The organism is Pseudarthrobacter sp. NPDC055928, from assembly GCF_042270935.1.
Lineage (GTDB): Bacteria > Actinomycetota > Actinomycetes > Actinomycetales > Micrococcaceae > Arthrobacter.
Genome location: NZ_JBHJZH010000021.1, coordinates 44446 through 59506 on the forward strand (window position 1 = coordinate 44446; position 15061 = coordinate 59506).

Genomic DNA, 15061 nt, shown 5'->3' on the forward strand with positions numbered 1-15061 from the left:
CACCCCCCGCGCACCCAACACCTACCCGGTTGGCCTGACCCGAAACGTTCGGCTGGGAGCCACGATCGCGTAAGTCACCCGATCGCAACAATAACTGGGTGCGCCGGGGGCACCACCCGCCGTCGACCTTCTTGCGTTAAGCCTGATGTCCCCCAAAAACGCCACAGGGCCGCAAATTGCTGGCACACTAAGCCAATGGATGAGGCACGCACCACCACCCGCCGGCCAGGGCTCCGGGCAGCCATGTTTGTCGATTTCGACAACGTCTACCTGGGCCTGCAGGCACTGGATCCGCAGGCGGCGAGGAGATTTGCCGAAGACCCCAAGCACTGGGCTGATGCGCTGTCCGCCGGCGGACCTGGAGAGGATTCGCGCCGCTTCCTGATCCGCAACTGCTACCTGAACCCAGTGGCGTTCTCGAAGTACCGCACCTATTGGACCCGGGCGGGCTTTCGCGTCATCGACTGCCCGTCGCTGACGCAGCGGGGCAAGAGCAGCACGGATATCAACCTCGTACTGGACGCGATGGACACACTGACGGGTGTCAGCGAAATCGATGAGTTCTTCATCGCTTCGGCCGACGCCGATTTCACGTCCCTGATCCAGCGTTTCCGAGCCGCCGACAAGCTGACCACAGTCATTGCCGCCGGCGCCGTGGCCTTCGCGTACCGCGAGATGGCGGACAGCGTGGTGGAGTCCCACGACTTTGTGGCGATCCTCAACGGCACCACTGCGGAGCCCATCCACGCCGTGGCCTCCGTCCAGCCCCAGCGTGAGGCGCAAGGGACGGCGAAGACAAAGCCGAAAACAAAATCCAAGCCCGTTTCCGCCGCGATTCGGGAAGTCTGCGACCTCGTCCGCACCGCACCCGGCCCGGTTGTGGGGGCCATGGTCGCCCATAGGGCTCTCACGGTGGATCCTTCACTGAAGACTGACTGGGGCGGCTTTGGGAAATTCGGGACGTGGGTGGCGCAGATCGGCCAAGGCGTTGAATACTCGCCTTCACGCGGCGGCTGGGTGTGGGACGGGCAACGGTTCTCCAGTGACGACCTGCCCGTCGAAGCCGAGGCCGAGCCCGGCATCGAGGAGCGGGTGACGAGGGTGACCGACGTGCCCGCGCTCTCCGAGGCCCAGTTCCGACAGTTGTTCCAGGCGATGGCGGCAAGGCTTCAGGAGCAGCCCGTCAACCGCAGCGACCTTTCCCGGCTGGTCAGGGATGACTGTGTCACGGCAGGCCAGCCGGTATCGCGTGGTGCGGTGAACTTCGTAATCCAGGGCCTGGGCTATGTCAATTTCCAGTTGGATGAGACCGCCACGGCGGAAGCGCTGGCAGCGGCCTGGACCGACGACGTCGAAGAGCTGTGCCGGGTGGCACTGATGGAGTTCGACGACGGCGAGCGGCAGGCGCTGCGGCGCTGGGCAAGCGGCGGCTTCCTGAGCGTTTAAGGGTTTGAGCCGCCACCCAGCAGGCCACTTTCTCTAACTGGCTCTTTTTTTCCAGTCCAGTTTGCCACTACGGTGAGGGGCATGCACATACCACTGATCCACATCGATGCCTTCGCCACACAGCTGTTCGAAGGGAATCCAGCAGCCGTGATGCCTCTGCAGGCCTGGCTGGAAGACGACGTCCTTCAGCAGCTCGCCGAGGAGAACAACCTTTCCGAGACAGCCTTCGTTGTTGCCGAGATCCCGGCTGAGGCCCCACCCTTCGACTCCTCGCAACCCGCGTACCACCTCCGCTGGTTCACGCCGGCCATTGAGGTTGACCTCTGCGGGCACGCGACCTTGGCCACGGCGTCGTACCTCTTCACCGATGTCCACCCGGACGCCAAGCGGCTGCAGTTCTGGAGCCGCAGCGGCTGGCTTTTTGTAGAGCGCGACGGCGACGGCTTCATCCTGGACTTCCCTTCCGAAATGCCCCAACCGGTGGCCGTGGACCCCTCGGTCACCCAAGCCCTCGGCGTTCGGGCACTCGAGGCCTTCCTGGCAACGGACCTCATCCATATCGTGAAGGATGCCGAGACGGTGCGCACCCTGACCCCCGACTTTGGGGCCCTTGCAAAGCTGCCGGTTCGCGGCGTCGTCGTCACGGCTGCGGGTGACGGAACCGGCCACGACTTCGTCTCACGGTTCTTTGGTGCCCGGGCGGGCATCGACGAGGACCCGGTAACCGGCTCGGCACACTCCCAACTGGCACCTCTCTGGGCCGGCAGGTTGGGCACTGACGTCCTTTCTGCCCGCCAGCTCTCGGCCCGCGGCGGAACTGTGCTCTGCCGTGTGGAAGGGGAGCGCACTCTGCTCTCCGGCACGTGCGTGCGGTACCTCGAGGGCACTGTCTGGCTCGCGGCCTAGCCACGCTCCGGCGGCACGCGGCTTTTAGGCAATGTTCGTCCGCTTTCCGCCGCGCGATCCCGGGAGCTCCGGGGAGCCACGGTAAGGGCTGCCACCGTCTCGAGTCGTGGGTGCAGTTCGTCGCCTTCTTCTACGACCCCCGTTTGCCACCACAGTTTCAGGCCGTCAGGCGCGACCTCCAGGCTGGCAAGGTTGTTGTTGAACCAGGGCCCCTTGACGCGTTTCCAGCGGAAAGGCGGCTCCGGCACGCGCGCTGATCGCGCTACCAGTGCCCCTACCGGGGCGGCGAGTCCGTACGCCATGATGGCCCCGAAGTATCTCATCAGGCGGGGAAGGGGATTGCGGATCGGGGAACAGACCGCCTGCATGATCCGGCTGCCCGAGGAACGTTCAACCTCCGCGACGTAGGAGAAGTGCACGTCCCCGGACAGGAACGTGACGGTGTCCGGGGACGCACCGCGCTCGCCATCGGCAACCTCGGCCGCCATGGCAGCCACCTCCCGGAAGCTTTTTTGGAACGCGGCCCAGTGTTCGAGATCCACCGCTTGGCGCAGCTTCTCACCGGCCCGGGCAGGGCGCTTTCCCCACGCGCCCTCGGAAACAGCTTCATTCCACGACTCGACGTGGTGCAGGCCCATCGGCAGCAGGAAAGGCAGTGACGTAGCCACCAGCAGATGACGGAATCCGCCGCGCATCTGGCCATCAAGCCAGGCCATTTCCGCACCATCGAGCAGGGCGCGGTCCTCCGGTGCCAGGTTCCGGGCCGCACGGGAGTCAACTACGATCAGCCTGGTGTCTCCGAAGTCCCGGCAGAAACTCCACCGGTAGGATTCTGGCTCCTGATCGGCACGATCCGCGAAACTGTCCAGGTCGGCGCTGAGGTCGAGTTCGGCTTCATCCCGGTGCCGGATGATCCGCTGCCAGATGGCATCGCCCAGCCGCTCCTGGGGCGAGAGGTTGCCCAGGTGCTGGTAGACCCAGTAGGAGGCCAGTCCGGCGACAATCCGCTGATGCCACCATGAGGTGGCTTCCATTTCCTTCTTCCAGCTCAGTGAGGCGTTCCAGTCGTCGCGGATGTCGTGGTCATCGAAGATCATGGCACTGGGCAGGGTGGACAGCAGCCACCTGTTCGCAGGGTCGGACCAGGCGAGGTTGTAGAGGTGGGCATACTCCTCATAGTCCTTCAGCTCCTCCCCCGGCGGTTCCTCCATGTCCCGGCGACTCCGGATGAAGTCCTGCATCTGCTCGCTCGTCAGGTCGGCGTACACCTGGTCGCCCAGGAAAACCACCAGGTCCGGCCATGCCACGCCTCCACGGGAGGCCATCGCCAGTGAGTAGGCGCGGAGCGAGTCGACGCCGTGTGTCCGGTTGCCGGTCGCATCGTGCGGGACGCTGGTGCGGCAGGAGCCGTAGGCCATGCGCAGTGGCTTGCCAGGTTTCAAGGTGGCGATCACCGGGGGCGGAAACCCGGATGCTGGCTCGGGCCATACTTGGACGCCGTCGATTTCAGCAATGTAGGGAAGCACGGACCCTGGCTCAATCCCATCGGCCTCCACCAGGGCGTAGTGGTGGCCGTGAACGGCGAAGGTGCGGGCCTCCCAGCTGCGATGGCCGGCCCGGACGGTGACGCGGGAATCGTTCCGGGTCTCCAACCAGATGCTGGCGGAGGTCTCATCCACGTACCGCATCATGGGACCAAGCACCAGGGAAGTCGTCATGCCTTAGTTGTACCCGTTCCGGACCGCGCCAACCATACGGGCCGCCTGGAGCCGAGGATAAAACTCAAGTTAAAAGCACGACGCCGGTCCCCCACCCAAGAGAGGTGAGGGACCGGCGTCGCGTGAACGGAGCGTTACCAGCCGCGCTCTGCGAGGCGGTGCGGTTGCGGGATGTCGTCCACGTTGATGCCCACCATGGCTTCGCCGAGCCCGCGGGAGACCTTGGCGATGACGTCGGGGTCGTCATAGTAGGCAGTAGCCCTGACGACGGCGGCGGCGCGCTGGGCCGGGTTGCCGGACTTGAAGATGCCGGAACCGACGAACACGCCGTCGGCGCCGAGCTGCATCATCATCGCCGCGTCCGCCGGGGTGGCGATGCCGCCGGCGGTGAAGAGCACCACCGGAAGCTTGCCGGTGGTCGCGATTTCCTTGACCAGTTCGTACGGGGCCTGCAGTTCCTTGGCCGCGACGTACAGCTCGTCCTCGGGCAGGGCAGCGAGCTTGGCGATTTCGGCGCGGATCTGGCGCATGTGCCCGGTGGCGTTGGAGACATCTCCGGTGCCGGCCTCGCCCTTGGACCGGATCATTGCCGCGCCCTCGTTGATGCGGCGCAGCGCCTCACCCAGGTTCGTGGCGCCACAGACGAAGGGAACGGTGAAGTTCCACTTGTCGATGTGGTTGACGTAGTCCGCCGGGGTCAGGACCTCGGACTCGTCAATGTAGTCCACGCCCAGGGACTGCAGGATCTGGGCTTCGACGAAGTGGCCGATCCGTGCCTTGGCCATGACCGGCACGGACACGGCGTCAATGATCGCCTCGATCATGTCGGGATCGGACATGCGGGACACGCCGCCCTGGGCACGGATATCGGCCGGAACGCGTTCCAGCGCCATCACTGCCACGGCACCGGCGTCTTCGGCGATGCGGGCCTGCTCGACGTTGACGACGTCCATGATGACGCCGCCCTTGAGCATCTCAGCCATGCCGCGCTTCACACGGCTGCTGCCCGCGACGGCGACATTTTCGTAAGGGAGTCGTTTTAGGGTCACTTCTTGCTCCAAAGAGACAGGGCGCCTGTGAAGCCAGGCATTCGAGTAATGGGATAGGCCCCGGGTGCGTGTGCACACCCGGGCTAGAAGTACTTCACCGAGTCAGCATTCGATGACGTTTACCGCGAGGCCGCCCCGTGAGGTCTCCTTGTATTTGGACATCATGTCGGCGCCGGTCTCCCTCATGGTCTTGATGGCCTTGTCGAGGGATACCTTGTGGCTGCCGTCGCCGTGTAGTGCAAGGCGGGCGGCGTTGATGGCTTTGACGCTGGCGATCGCGTTCCGTTCGATACAGGGGATCTGCACCAGCCCGCCCACGGGGTCGCAGGTCAGGCCGAGGTTGTGTTCGATCCCCACTTCGGCGGCGTTCTCCACCTGCGCAGGTGTGCCGCCCAGCACTTCGCAGAGGCCGGCGGCGGCCATGGAGCAGGCGGAACCCACCTCGCCCTGGCATCCTACTTCGGCTCCGGAAATGGAGGCGTTGATCTTGAACAGGATTCCGACGGCGGCAGCCGCCAGCAGGAAGCGGATCACGCCGTCGTCGTTGGCGCCGGGAACGAACTTCACGTAGTAGTGCAGCACCGCGGGGACGATGCCGGCCGCGCCGTTAGTGGGTGCGGTGACGATCCGGCCGCCGGCAGCATTTTCCTCGTTGACGGCAAGGGCGAACAGGTTGACCCATTCCATCGCCCGGAGCGGGTCGGTCACCCCGGTGTCCGCCGTGAGGGTCTGGAATAACGACGGCGCCCGGCGCCTCACGTTCAGACCGCCTGGAAGGATCCCTTCCGCCGCGCAGCCGTTGTCCACGCATTCGCGCATCACCGCCCAGAGGCCCAGCAACTTCTCCCGGAGCTCCGCTTCAGTGCGCCAGGTCAGCTCGTTGGCGAGCATGACGTCGGAGATGGACATGCCTTCCCGGCGGCAGATCGCCAGGAGTTCATCGGCCGTACTGAACTCGTAGGGCAGGACGGTGGCGTCGGCCACCACCCGGTCGCTGGCGTCGGCGTCGCCGTCAACGACGAAGCCGCCCCCAATCGAATAGAAGCTCCGCTCGCTGAGGACGGTCCCGGCGTGGTCCAGGGCGCGGAATGTCATGCCGTTGGGGTGCGCAGGGAGGGACTTGCGCCGGTGCAGCACCACGTCTTCGTCCCAATTGAAGTCCACGCGGTGGACCCCGCCCACCCAAAGTTCGGCGTCCAGGGCCGCTGCGGCCACCTGGTCATCAGCTGTTGTGGTATCCACGGTTTCGGGGTCCAGCCCCTTAAAGCCCAGGACCACGGCCTTATCCGAGCCGTGGCCCCGCCCGGTGGCCCCGAGGGAGCCGAACAGTTCGGCCTGCAAGCGCCTGGTGGAACTCAGGTGTCCTTCGCTTTTGAGCCCGTCGGCGAACAGCTTCGCTGCCCGCATCGGGCCGACCGTGTGTGACGACGACGGCCCGATGCCAACGGAAAACAGATCCAGGACGCTAAGTGCCATTAAGGGACCTCAGGGGAGGCGTATTCCCGCATGGCATCGAGGAGCCAGCGGCCCAGGAACTCTGCGAACGAGGCCCGCGGGAAAATGCGGTAGCTCTCGTCGCCGGTTTTCCACAGGACCACCGGGATGTTTCCGATTTCCGTGGAAAGCGCGGTTCCGGTTTTGAACTCGCGGGGGTGGAGGTCCAGCGAGCAGCCCTTTTCCAGGACTGCCCGGGACCGCGGCCCGGTGAGTTCGAACGTGGTGCGGTTGGCGGAGAGGTCCACTACCTGGCCTTCGCCGTCCGCGAGGGCTTCCCGGAGCGCCTGCAGAAGGTCACCGCCGAGGGACTCGTGGGCTTCGAGGGGTGCCACTACCAGGAATTCCTCGGGCCCGAGCCACAGCACGGAGGTGTCTCCGGCACCGCTCACGTCGCCGCACGTTGCGGGCAGGCCGCCCGTGACCGAGGCGATCCGCTGCCCGGCTTCGGTGTTCCGGCCAACCCGAATGCCCACCATGGTCAGGAACGTGATTTCGCTCAGTTCCACGGTGCCCCGGACGGAGCCGGTTTCAAATGCCGCCCGGAGCAGTGCAGCCGGGCTGGTCCGGAGGGAGAGGTTCTTTTTGGTTGCGGGTGCTGCTGTTTCAGCCATCTTTGCGGGTCCCTTCGGGGTCAAAAAGTACGGTTTCTGCGACAACAACGTCAACCACCTGGTTTCCTGCGACGGCCATCAGGGTCTCGCCGATCCGGTTGCGGCCGTTCTTGATCAGTGCCAGGCCGAAGGAGCGGCCCAGTGCGGCGCTGTGGTAGCTCGAGGTGACAAAACCCTGCATGGGCACCGGGCCGTAGGCGGAGTTCACCGGGATGCCCTTTTCCACCAGTTGGGTTCCTTCCGGCAACCTGATGGTGCCGTCGATGGGCAGCACGCTGACCAGGTGCTTACGGTCACCGCGCTGGGCATCGGCACGGGCGTAGGAGCGCTTGCCGATGAATTCCTTGGCCTTGGAGACGATCCATTCCATCCCTGCGTCCTGCGGGGTGACGGTGCCATCCGTGTCCTGGCCAACGATCGGGTAGCCCTTCTCGGCGCGGAGCACGTGCATGGTCTCGGTGCCGTACGGGGTGATGTTGAATTCGGCGCCGGCCGCGGCAACAGCTTCCCAGGTGTTCAGCCCGTACCAGGCAGGCACGTTGATCTCGTAGGCCAGCTCACCGGAGAAAGAGATCCGGCAGACCCGGGCACGGACGCCCGAGGCGAGGGTTGTTTCGCGGAAGGTCATGAACGGGAAGGCTTCGGTTTCCAGTCCGCCGTTGGCGGCGAGCTCCGGTGCCACCTTGGCCAGGACCGCGCGGGATTTAGGCCCGACGACGGCAATGGTGCTCCACTGTTCAGTCACCGAAGTGCAGTGCACATCCAGTTCCGGCCACTCCGTCTGCAGCCATTCCTCCAGCCAGTCAAGCACCTTCGCGGCGCCGCCGGTGGTGGTGGTCATGAAGAAGCGGTCCTCGTCCAGGCGCAGGGTCACGCCGTCGTCGAAAATCATGCCGTCTGCCTGGCACATCACGCCATAGCGGGCGGAACCGGGCGCGAGCTTCTTGAACGCGTTGGTGTAGATCCGATTAAGGAACTCACCGGCGTCCTTGCCCCGGATTTCGATCTTGCCGAGCGTGGTGGCGTCCATGAAGCCAACCGATTCGCGGACGGCAGCGCATTCACGCAGCACGGCCTCGTCCATGTCCTCGCTGCCCTGCGGGTAGTACCAGGGACGCTTCCACTGTCCGACGTCCTCGAACAGGGCACCCTTGGCAACGTGCCAGGGGTGGATGGAGGTGACGCGGGCGGGGTCGAACAGTTCGCCGCGCTGGCGTCCGGCGAGAGCCGCGAACGCTACAGGGGTGAACGGAGCCCGGTAGGTGGTGGTGCCGATGTCGCCGATACCCCGGGACGCTTCGCCTGCCTGGCGGAGCGCGGCGGCGATGACGCCGATCGCGTTGACGCCGGAGGTCTTGCCCTGGTCGTTCGCGGTGCTGATGGAGGTGTAGCGCTTGATGTGCTCCACGGAACGCATGCCGGCTCCGGTGGACCGAAGGACGTCTGCAACGCTCTGGTCCCGCTGGAAGTCAACGAAGTGGTGGTGCCAGTCGTCCGGAGTTCCGGTCTGCCCGGGCACCAGCCACAGCTGGCGGGTTGGGGCGGACGCCTTCGGCTCGCCGATGACGGCGGGTTCGGTTTCCGAGGTGAAGCCGGCGGCGATGGCAGCCGCGGCCCCGGCGGAGATGCCTTCGGCGAGGCAATCGGCGAGTTCGAAGCTGCCCCGACCGGAGCCGATGGTCTGCTGGTTGGGGACCACGGTGCTTGGCACGAAGGCCGCCAGGTCGTCGTCCCAGCGCAGCTTGCCCTGGCGCTGGGAGTGGAGGTGCACCAGCGGGCTCCAGCCACCCGAGACAGCCAGCAGGTCGCAGGCGATCTCTTCGATGCCGGAGGTGAGTTCGCCGTCGTCGTTGATGCTGCGGACGGTGACGGCGTTCAGCCGGCCGTCGTCCGTTCCGGCGGCATCGGTTCCGGCGGCGGTGTTGGCCACCGCGCTGCCGACCAGTACCCGGGTGCCGGCTTCGACGGCGGCAGCGGCCACCTCGGTCAGCTTGGGGCGGGCGTCGACGACGGCGGCGACCTTGACACCGGCGGCGCGCAGGTCCGCGGCCAGGGCGTAGGCGCTGTCGTTGGTGGTGCTGATGACAACACGCTGTCCGGGGGCTACCGCATAGCGGTTCAGGTAGCTGCGGACTGCCGAGGCGAGCATGATGCCGGGCCGGTCGTTGTTTTCGAAAACCAGAGGGCGTTCGTGGGCGCCAGGGGCCAGCACCACCTGGTTGGCACGGATGTGCCAAATACGCTGCCTGGACACGCCGGGCGCTGCCGGGGTGGACAGGTGGTCGGTGCGGTTCTGGACGGCGATGACGTAGTTGGAGTCATAGGCGCCGAAGGCGGTGGTGCGGTTCAGGACGGTGGATTCCGCGCCGGAGACGAGCTCAGCTTCGATATCCGCCACCCATTCCAGGGCAGGCTTGCCTTCGATGGTCTGCGCGAGCTCGGGGGCCGTGGAACCGGACAGCAGGGATCCGCCCAGTTCGGGCTGATCGTCCAGCAGCATGACGCGGGCGCCGGTGCGGACGGCTTCGCGGGCTGCGGCCAGGCCGGCGGGGCCGCCGCCGATCACCAGGACATCGGTGTGGACGTACTTCTTGTCGTACTCCGCCCGGTCCTCCTCGGGATCCAGTCGGCCCAGGCCGTTAAGCAGTTCAGCCTTCAGGCCGTCCACCAGGGTGACGGTGGTTGCGGGGAGCATGGACTCAGCCACGTGGCCCGGGAACCGTGGCGCGATTTTCACCAGCGCGTTGGCTTCCTCTACGCCGGCGGACATGATGCCGCGGGCCCGGTCCTCGTAGAGCGAGTTGCCGACGGCGATCCGGCCGTTGGCGAGCAGGGCGGAGGCCAGCGTATCGCCGGGGTGGCCCGTGAATTCCTCGCCGTCCACGGTGAAACGCCAGGAGATGGTGCGGTCGATGCGTCCGCCGGCGGCGAGGCGGGCGTTCTGGGAAGTCACTTGGTTGCTCCTTCCGGGGCGGTGGTGCTGGCGGGGGCGGTGCTTGGTGCAATGCTGGTTGCAGCGATGCTGGGAGCCGCGGTCCCGGTGGTGGTGCTGTCCGGGGCGGTGCTGGCAGTGCCGGACTCAGGTGCCGGGGCAGCCTTGTCAGGCCGGGGCGCGCCCATGGGGTAGATCGCCTGGATCTCGTAGGTGACCGTGTCGCGGAGCATGTTGAACCACTGGCGGCAGCCAGTGCTGTGGAGCCAGCGTTCGGCAAAAGCGCCCTTGGTGTTGTCCCGGTAGAACAGGAACTCGGCCCATTCGCGGTCGTTCAGTTCGTTCGGGTTTTCCGGATAGGCCACGTGGGCCTGGCCGCCGTAGTGGAACTCGGTCTCGTCGCGGGAGCCGCAGTTGGGGCATGAAATGAGGAGCATGTCCGGACTCTCTTCTAGTGGGCCACGGCGGCTGCGCCGTGTTCGTCGATCAGGGCGCCGGTTTCGAACCGCTCCAGCGCAAACGGCTTGTTCAGTTCGTGCGGCGTTCCCGTGGCGATGGTGTGCGCAAAGGTGAGGCCCGCGGCCGGAGTGCCCTTGAAGCCGCCGGTGCCCCAGCCACAGTTCACGAACATGTTCTCCACCGGGGTGGTGCCCACGATCGGAGAGGCGTCCAGGGTGGTGTCAACGATGCCGCCCCACGTCCTGAGCACGTGCGCACGGGCAAAGATCGGGAAGAGCTCGACGGCGGCCGCCATCTGGTGCTCGATCACATGGAACGAGCCGCGCTGGCCGTAACCGTTGTAGGAGTCCACTCCGGCGCCCATGACCAGCTCGCCCTTGTGGGCCTGGGAAACGTACACGTGCACGTGGTTGGACATGACGACTGTGGGGTGGACCGGTTCATGCAATTCGGAAACCAGCGCCTGCAACGGGTGGGACTGGATGGGAAGCCGGAAGCCGGCCATTTCGGCCAGGACCGAGCTGTGCCCGGCGGCGCACAGGCCCACCTTTTCGGTGTTGATGGTGCCACGGTTGGTCTGGACACCCACCACGCGGTTGCCGTCCTTGACGAAGCCGGTGACTTCGCAGTTCTGGATGATGTCCACGCCTAGTTCATCGCACTTGCGGGCGAAGGCCCAGGCCACGTGGTCGTGCTTGGCGATACCGGCCCGCGGCTGGTACGTGGCGCCCATGACGGGGTAGCGGATGTTGTCGTTGATGTTCAGGATGGGGCAGAGTTCCTTGACCTGCTGCGGGTCCAGCCACTCGGCGTCCACTCCGTTGAGTTTGTTCGCACCCACGCGCCGCATGCTTTCACGGACATCACCCAGGGTGTGGGCGAGGTTCATCACGCCGCGCTGGCTGAAGAGGAAGTCGTATTCGAGCTCCTCCGGCAGGACTTCCCAGAGCTTCAGGGCGTGCTCATAGATAGCCGCGCTCTCGTCCCAGAGGTAGTTGGACCGGATGATGGTGGTGTTCCGGGCCATGTTGCCGCCGGCCAGCCAGCCCTTTTCGAGGACGGCGATATTGGTCATGCCGTGATTTTTGGCCAGGAAGTAGGCGGTGGCCAGGCCATGCCCGCCGCCACCAACGATGACTGCGTCATAGGAGGGCTTCGGGTCCGGGCTGTGCCAGAGGAATTCCGGGTGCTCCGGAAGCAGATCGGCCATCATGCCACCTCGTTCGTGTCAGAGGAGAGGTTGGGGTAGAGCGGGAACTTTCCGGCCAGGATTTCAACCCGCTGCCGCAGTTCCGCCACGGTCTCGTCGCTGAACTCGCGCTTGAGTGCTGCGGCGATAATGTCCGCAACCTCGGTGAACTCTGCCTTTCCGAACCCACGGGTGGCCAGTGCCGGCGTGCCGATTCGAAGGCCGGAAGAGACCATCGGGGGACGCGGGTCGAACGGCACGGCATTGCGGTTGACGGTGATGCCGATCCGGTGCAGGCGGTCTTCGCCCTGCTGGCCGTCCAGTTCCGAGTTGCGCAGATCCACCAGGACCAGGTGCACGTCGGTGCCACCGCTGACGACTGTCACGCCGGACTCTGCAACATCGGCAGACAGCATGCGGTCTGCGATGATGCGGGCACCTTCCAGGGTGCGTTCCTGGCGTTCGCGGAATGCCGGCTCAGCGGCGAGCTTGAAGGCCACAGCCTTGGCGGCAATGACGTGCTCCAGCGGGCCACCCTGCTGTCCGGGGAACACCGCGGAGTTGACCTTTTTGGCGATGTCGGCGTCGTTGGTCAGGATCACACCACCGCGCGGGCCGCCAAGGGTCTTGTGGGTGGTGCTTGTGACGATGTGGGCGTGAGGCACAGGGTTGGGGTGCAGCCCTGCGGCTACCAAGCCTGCGAAATGGGCCATGTCCACCATCAGGTACGCGCCTACCAGGTCAGCGATCCGGCGGAATTCGGCGAAGTCCAGCTGACGGGAGTAGGCGGACCAGCCGGCGACGATCAGCTTCGGCTTGTTTTCAACCGCCAGGCGCTCGACTTCAGCCATGTCAATCAGCATGGTGTCTTCGCCGACTCCGTACGGGACCACTTTGTAGAGCTTGCCGGAGAAGTTGATTCGCATCCCGTGGGTCAAGTGGCCACCGTGGGCGAGGTTCAACCCCAGGATGGTGTCGCCGGGCTGGATCAGGGCGAACATCGCCGCTGCGTTGGCCTGGGCGCCTGAGTGGGGCTGCACATTGGCGAATTCGGAGCCGAACAAGGACTTAAGACGGTCGATGGCGAGCTGCTCGACCACATCAACGTGTTCGCAGCCGCCGTAGTAACGCTTGCCCGGGTAGCCTTCGGCGTACTTGTTGGTCAGGACGGATCCCTGTGCCTCCATGACGGCAGTCGGCGCGAAGTTTTCGGAGGCGATCATCTCCAGCGTGCCCTGCTGGCGCAGGAGCTCCTGCTGAACGGCTGCGTGGATCGCAGGATCGGTCTCTGCAAGCGTACGGGTCAGAACGTCGACCATCTTTTCTCCTCTGCTATCTAATATCCTGTTGATATATTAGTTTCGTGACTCAAGTATGCTATCCGGGCCAGTGGGTGTCAACAGATTTTTCAGGCCGTCCCAGAGGCGCCAAAAGCGCGGCTGCAAGGGCCGCGCTTTGGATGGCACATCGAGAGGAGGGGCTTAGATCAGGTGAAGAGCGCCTTGCGGACGGCATCCTCGAAACCACTGACATGGCTCCTCGCCAAGTCAGCGGCCCGCGCCTCATCGCCGTCAATCACTGCACCGAGAAGGTCCAGGTGCTCATGTACGTGGCGGGAAAGGTCCGGAAGGCGATCCAGCACCATGCACCAGATGCGGGTGGCGAGGTTGTCGTACCGGATCAGGACGTCCTCGAGGTGGGGATTTGCCGCAGCTGCATAGATGCCTTGGTGGACGCGCGCATCAAGGCGCAGGGTTTCAACGACGGAGGCTGCCTGGATATCGAAGGATTCAACAGCACGCATCACGGCCCGCAGTTGCTCGCGCTGCCGTTCTGTGGCCACCCGGGCGGCACGGGACGCAGCGAGCGGTTCAAGCTGCGTCCGGATTTCCGAAATGAAAGCCAGGTCCGTCACCTCCACCCGGGTGGCAAAGGTGCCCCTGCGCGGATACGAAACCACCAGGCGGTCAAGCTCGAGCCGCTTCAACGCTTCGCGCACCGGAGTCCGTCCCATGCCGAGGTCCCTGGCGAGGTGGTCGTCGTTAAGGAGATCGCCGGGTTTGATGTCGAGCATCAGCAGCCGGTCGCGGATGCGCTCGTACGCCACGTCCGCCAACGACTTCTTGACTCCATCTTCCACGATCGCCAACGCTTCAACTGCCATAACCTGGACCCCTTTCCATTCAAGCCAAACAGGCTATTGACCTCGCCCACTGACCAGTATACGCTGATTCCCAGCCCTAATATATCAGTTCATGATCTGAGAATATATCTAACGGGAAGATACCTAAAGGAGGAGACATGACCCTAGTGGCAACAGACTCATCAACCAGCACGCTGACCCAGACCGACCCCCGCGTGAAAGACCAGGCCCAGAAGTTCGTGCTCACACTGTCGTGCGTCGAACGTGCCGGTATTGTCCAGGCGGTCACCACCTTTCTCTTCGAACGTGGCTTCAACATTGAGGAGCACCAGCAATTCGACGACGGGCTCCGCGAGACGCTGCACCTGCGCACCGCATTCTCTGGTTCCCCCGAGTACACGCCGGAGCGGCTCCAGGAGGAGTTCAGCGCCATTGCGGACCGCTTCGAGATGAAATTCAGCTTCCATGACCAGACCAAGCAGCGCATCCTGGTGATGGTGTCCAAGTTCGGCCATTGCCTGAATGACCTGCTCTTCCGCTGGCGCGGCGGCAGCCTCGGCGGCGATATTGTCCTGATCGTTTCCAATCACGAAACCCACCGGGCGATGGCCGAGGCTGCAGGCCTCCCCTTCCTCTATGTTCCGGTGACGCCCGAGACGAAGGCCGACGCCGAACAGCGCCTGCTGGACCTCATCGACGAATATGACATCGACCTCGTGGTGCTCGCCCGGTACATGCAGGTGCTCTCCGATGACCTCTGCCGCTCCCTTGAGGGCCGGGCCATCAACATCCACCACTCCTTCCTTCCTGGCTTCAAGGGAGCACGCCCGTACCACCAGGCGTACGACCGCGGCGTCAAGCTGGTAGGCGCCACAGCCCACTACGTGACTGCGGAGCTGGATGAGGGGCCAATCATCGAACAGGAAGTCATCCGGGTCGATCACAGCTACGGCCCCACCGCACTGTCCACGGTCGGGCGGGACGCGGAAGCGCTGGCACTGTCCCGCGCCGTGCGCTGGCACTGCGAGCACCGTGTGTTGCTGGACCAAACCAGCACTGTCGTGTTCCGGTAAGCACGACCACCACATCAGCACAGACAACACACGAAAAT

Annotated in this window: 12 protein-coding genes; 3 read left to right on the plus strand and 9 right to left on the minus strand. The window is 64.9% G+C overall.

Annotated elements, in window-relative coordinates; genetic code table 11:
• Positions 1-195: 195 nt before the first annotated feature.
• Together ACFC25_RS20425 and ACFC25_RS20430 are read left to right on the plus strand one after the other, a co-directional pair.
• Positions 196-1446: an NYN domain-containing protein gene (locus ACFC25_RS20425; RefSeq protein WP_376048511.1), complete on the plus strand. Its 1251-nt coding sequence runs from the start codon at positions 196-198 to the stop codon at positions 1444-1446.
• A gap of 81 nt (positions 1447-1527) precedes the next feature.
• Positions 1528-2352 carry a PhzF family phenazine biosynthesis protein gene (locus tag ACFC25_RS20430; protein WP_376048514.1) on the plus strand — a complete coding sequence of 275 codons (825 nt, stop codon included), beginning with the start codon at positions 1528-1530 and terminating at the stop codon, positions 2350-2352.
• On the opposite strand, the gene ACFC25_RS20435 is transcribed toward ACFC25_RS20430, so the two are convergent.
• From ACFC25_RS20435 to ACFC25_RS20475, 9 genes are all read right to left on the minus strand, one after another.
• Positions 2349-4070 carry an alkaline phosphatase D family protein gene (locus ACFC25_RS20435; RefSeq protein WP_376048516.1) on the minus strand — a complete coding sequence of 574 codons (1722 nt, stop codon included), beginning with the start codon at positions 4068-4070 and terminating at the stop codon, positions 2349-2351. The two genes, ACFC25_RS20430 and ACFC25_RS20435, sit on opposite strands and share 4 nt — an antisense overlap.
• 134 nt (positions 4071-4204) lie before the next feature.
• A complete protein-coding gene (gene pdxS, locus ACFC25_RS20440; protein ID WP_376048519.1) occupies positions 4205-5119 on the minus strand; it encodes a pyridoxal 5'-phosphate synthase lyase subunit PdxS in 915 nt (304 codons plus the stop codon).
• A 102-nt stretch (positions 5120-5221) separates the two neighbouring features.
• Positions 5222-6595 carry an L-serine ammonia-lyase gene (locus ACFC25_RS20445; protein ID WP_376048521.1) on the minus strand — a complete coding sequence of 458 codons (1374 nt, stop codon included), beginning with the start codon at positions 6593-6595 and terminating at the stop codon, positions 5222-5224.
• The gene (locus ACFC25_RS20450) at positions 6595-7227 is read right to left on the minus strand and encodes a sarcosine oxidase subunit gamma family protein (protein ID WP_337349138.1); all 633 of its coding nucleotides are present in this window, start codon (positions 7225-7227) and stop codon (positions 6595-6597) included. The genes ACFC25_RS20445 and ACFC25_RS20450 overlap by 1 nt, the downstream gene beginning before the upstream one ends.
• Positions 7220-10180, minus strand: coding sequence for a sarcosine oxidase subunit alpha family protein (locus ACFC25_RS20455; protein WP_376048524.1), 2961 nt, complete (start codon positions 10178-10180; stop codon positions 7220-7222). Before ACFC25_RS20455 ends, ACFC25_RS20450 begins: the two co-directional genes overlap by 8 nt.
• On the minus strand, positions 10177-10596 hold the full coding sequence (locus tag ACFC25_RS20460) for a sarcosine oxidase subunit delta family protein (RefSeq protein ID WP_337349136.1): 420 nt from the start codon (positions 10594-10596) through the stop codon (positions 10177-10179). The genes ACFC25_RS20455 and ACFC25_RS20460 overlap by 4 nt, the downstream gene beginning before the upstream one ends.
• A 14-nt stretch (positions 10597-10610) precedes the next feature.
• Positions 10611-11831 (minus strand): sarcosine oxidase subunit beta family protein, encoded by a 1221-nt coding sequence (locus ACFC25_RS20465; protein WP_376048527.1) that lies wholly within the window; start codon positions 11829-11831, stop codon positions 10611-10613.
• The gene (gene glyA, locus ACFC25_RS20470) at positions 11828-13126 is read right to left on the minus strand and encodes a serine hydroxymethyltransferase (protein WP_337352263.1); all 1299 of its coding nucleotides are present in this window, start codon (positions 13124-13126) and stop codon (positions 11828-11830) included. Before glyA ends, ACFC25_RS20465 begins: the two co-directional genes overlap by 4 nt.
• Before the next feature lie 167 nt (positions 13127-13293).
• Positions 13294-13971 (minus strand): GntR family transcriptional regulator, encoded by a 678-nt coding sequence (locus ACFC25_RS20475; RefSeq protein ID WP_337349134.1) that lies wholly within the window; start codon positions 13969-13971, stop codon positions 13294-13296.
• A gap of 137 nt (positions 13972-14108) precedes the next feature.
• Between ACFC25_RS20475 and purU the strand changes: the two genes are divergently transcribed.
• Positions 14109-15023, plus strand: coding sequence for a formyltetrahydrofolate deformylase (gene purU / locus ACFC25_RS20480; RefSeq protein ID WP_337349133.1), 915 nt, complete (start codon positions 14109-14111; stop codon positions 15021-15023).
• The last annotated feature ends 38 nt before the right edge of the window (positions 15024-15061 follow it).

Coding starts and splice junctions, on each gene's coding strand:
- ACFC25_RS20450 (WP_337349138.1), bottom strand. CDS start 7,227: ATGGCTGAAACAGCAGCACCCGCAACCAAAAAGAACCTCTCCCTCCGG.
- purU (WP_337349133.1), top strand. CDS start 14,109: ATGACCCTAGTGGCAACAGACTCATCAACCAGCACGCTGACCCAGACC.
- ACFC25_RS20465 (WP_376048527.1), bottom strand. CDS start 11,831: ATGATGGCCGATCTGCTTCCGGAGCACCCGGAATTCCTCTGGCACAGC.
- ACFC25_RS20430 (WP_376048514.1), top strand. CDS start 1,528: ATGCACATACCACTGATCCACATCGATGCCTTCGCCACACAGCTGTTC.
- ACFC25_RS20425 (WP_376048511.1), top strand. CDS start 196: ATGGATGAGGCACGCACCACCACCCGCCGGCCAGGGCTCCGGGCAGCC.
- ACFC25_RS20435 (WP_376048516.1), bottom strand. CDS start 4,070: ATGACGACTTCCCTGGTGCTTGGTCCCATGATGCGGTACGTGGATGAG.
- ACFC25_RS20475 (WP_337349134.1), bottom strand. CDS start 13,971: ATGGCAGTTGAAGCGTTGGCGATCGTGGAAGATGGAGTCAAGAAGTCG.
- ACFC25_RS20445 (WP_376048521.1), bottom strand. CDS start 6,595: ATGGCACTTAGCGTCCTGGATCTGTTTTCCGTTGGCATCGGGCCGTCG.
- glyA (WP_337352263.1), bottom strand. CDS start 13,126: ATGGTCGACGTTCTGACCCGTACGCTTGCAGAGACCGATCCTGCGATC.
- ACFC25_RS20460 (WP_337349136.1), bottom strand. CDS start 10,596: ATGCTCCTCATTTCATGCCCCAACTGCGGCTCCCGCGACGAGACCGAG.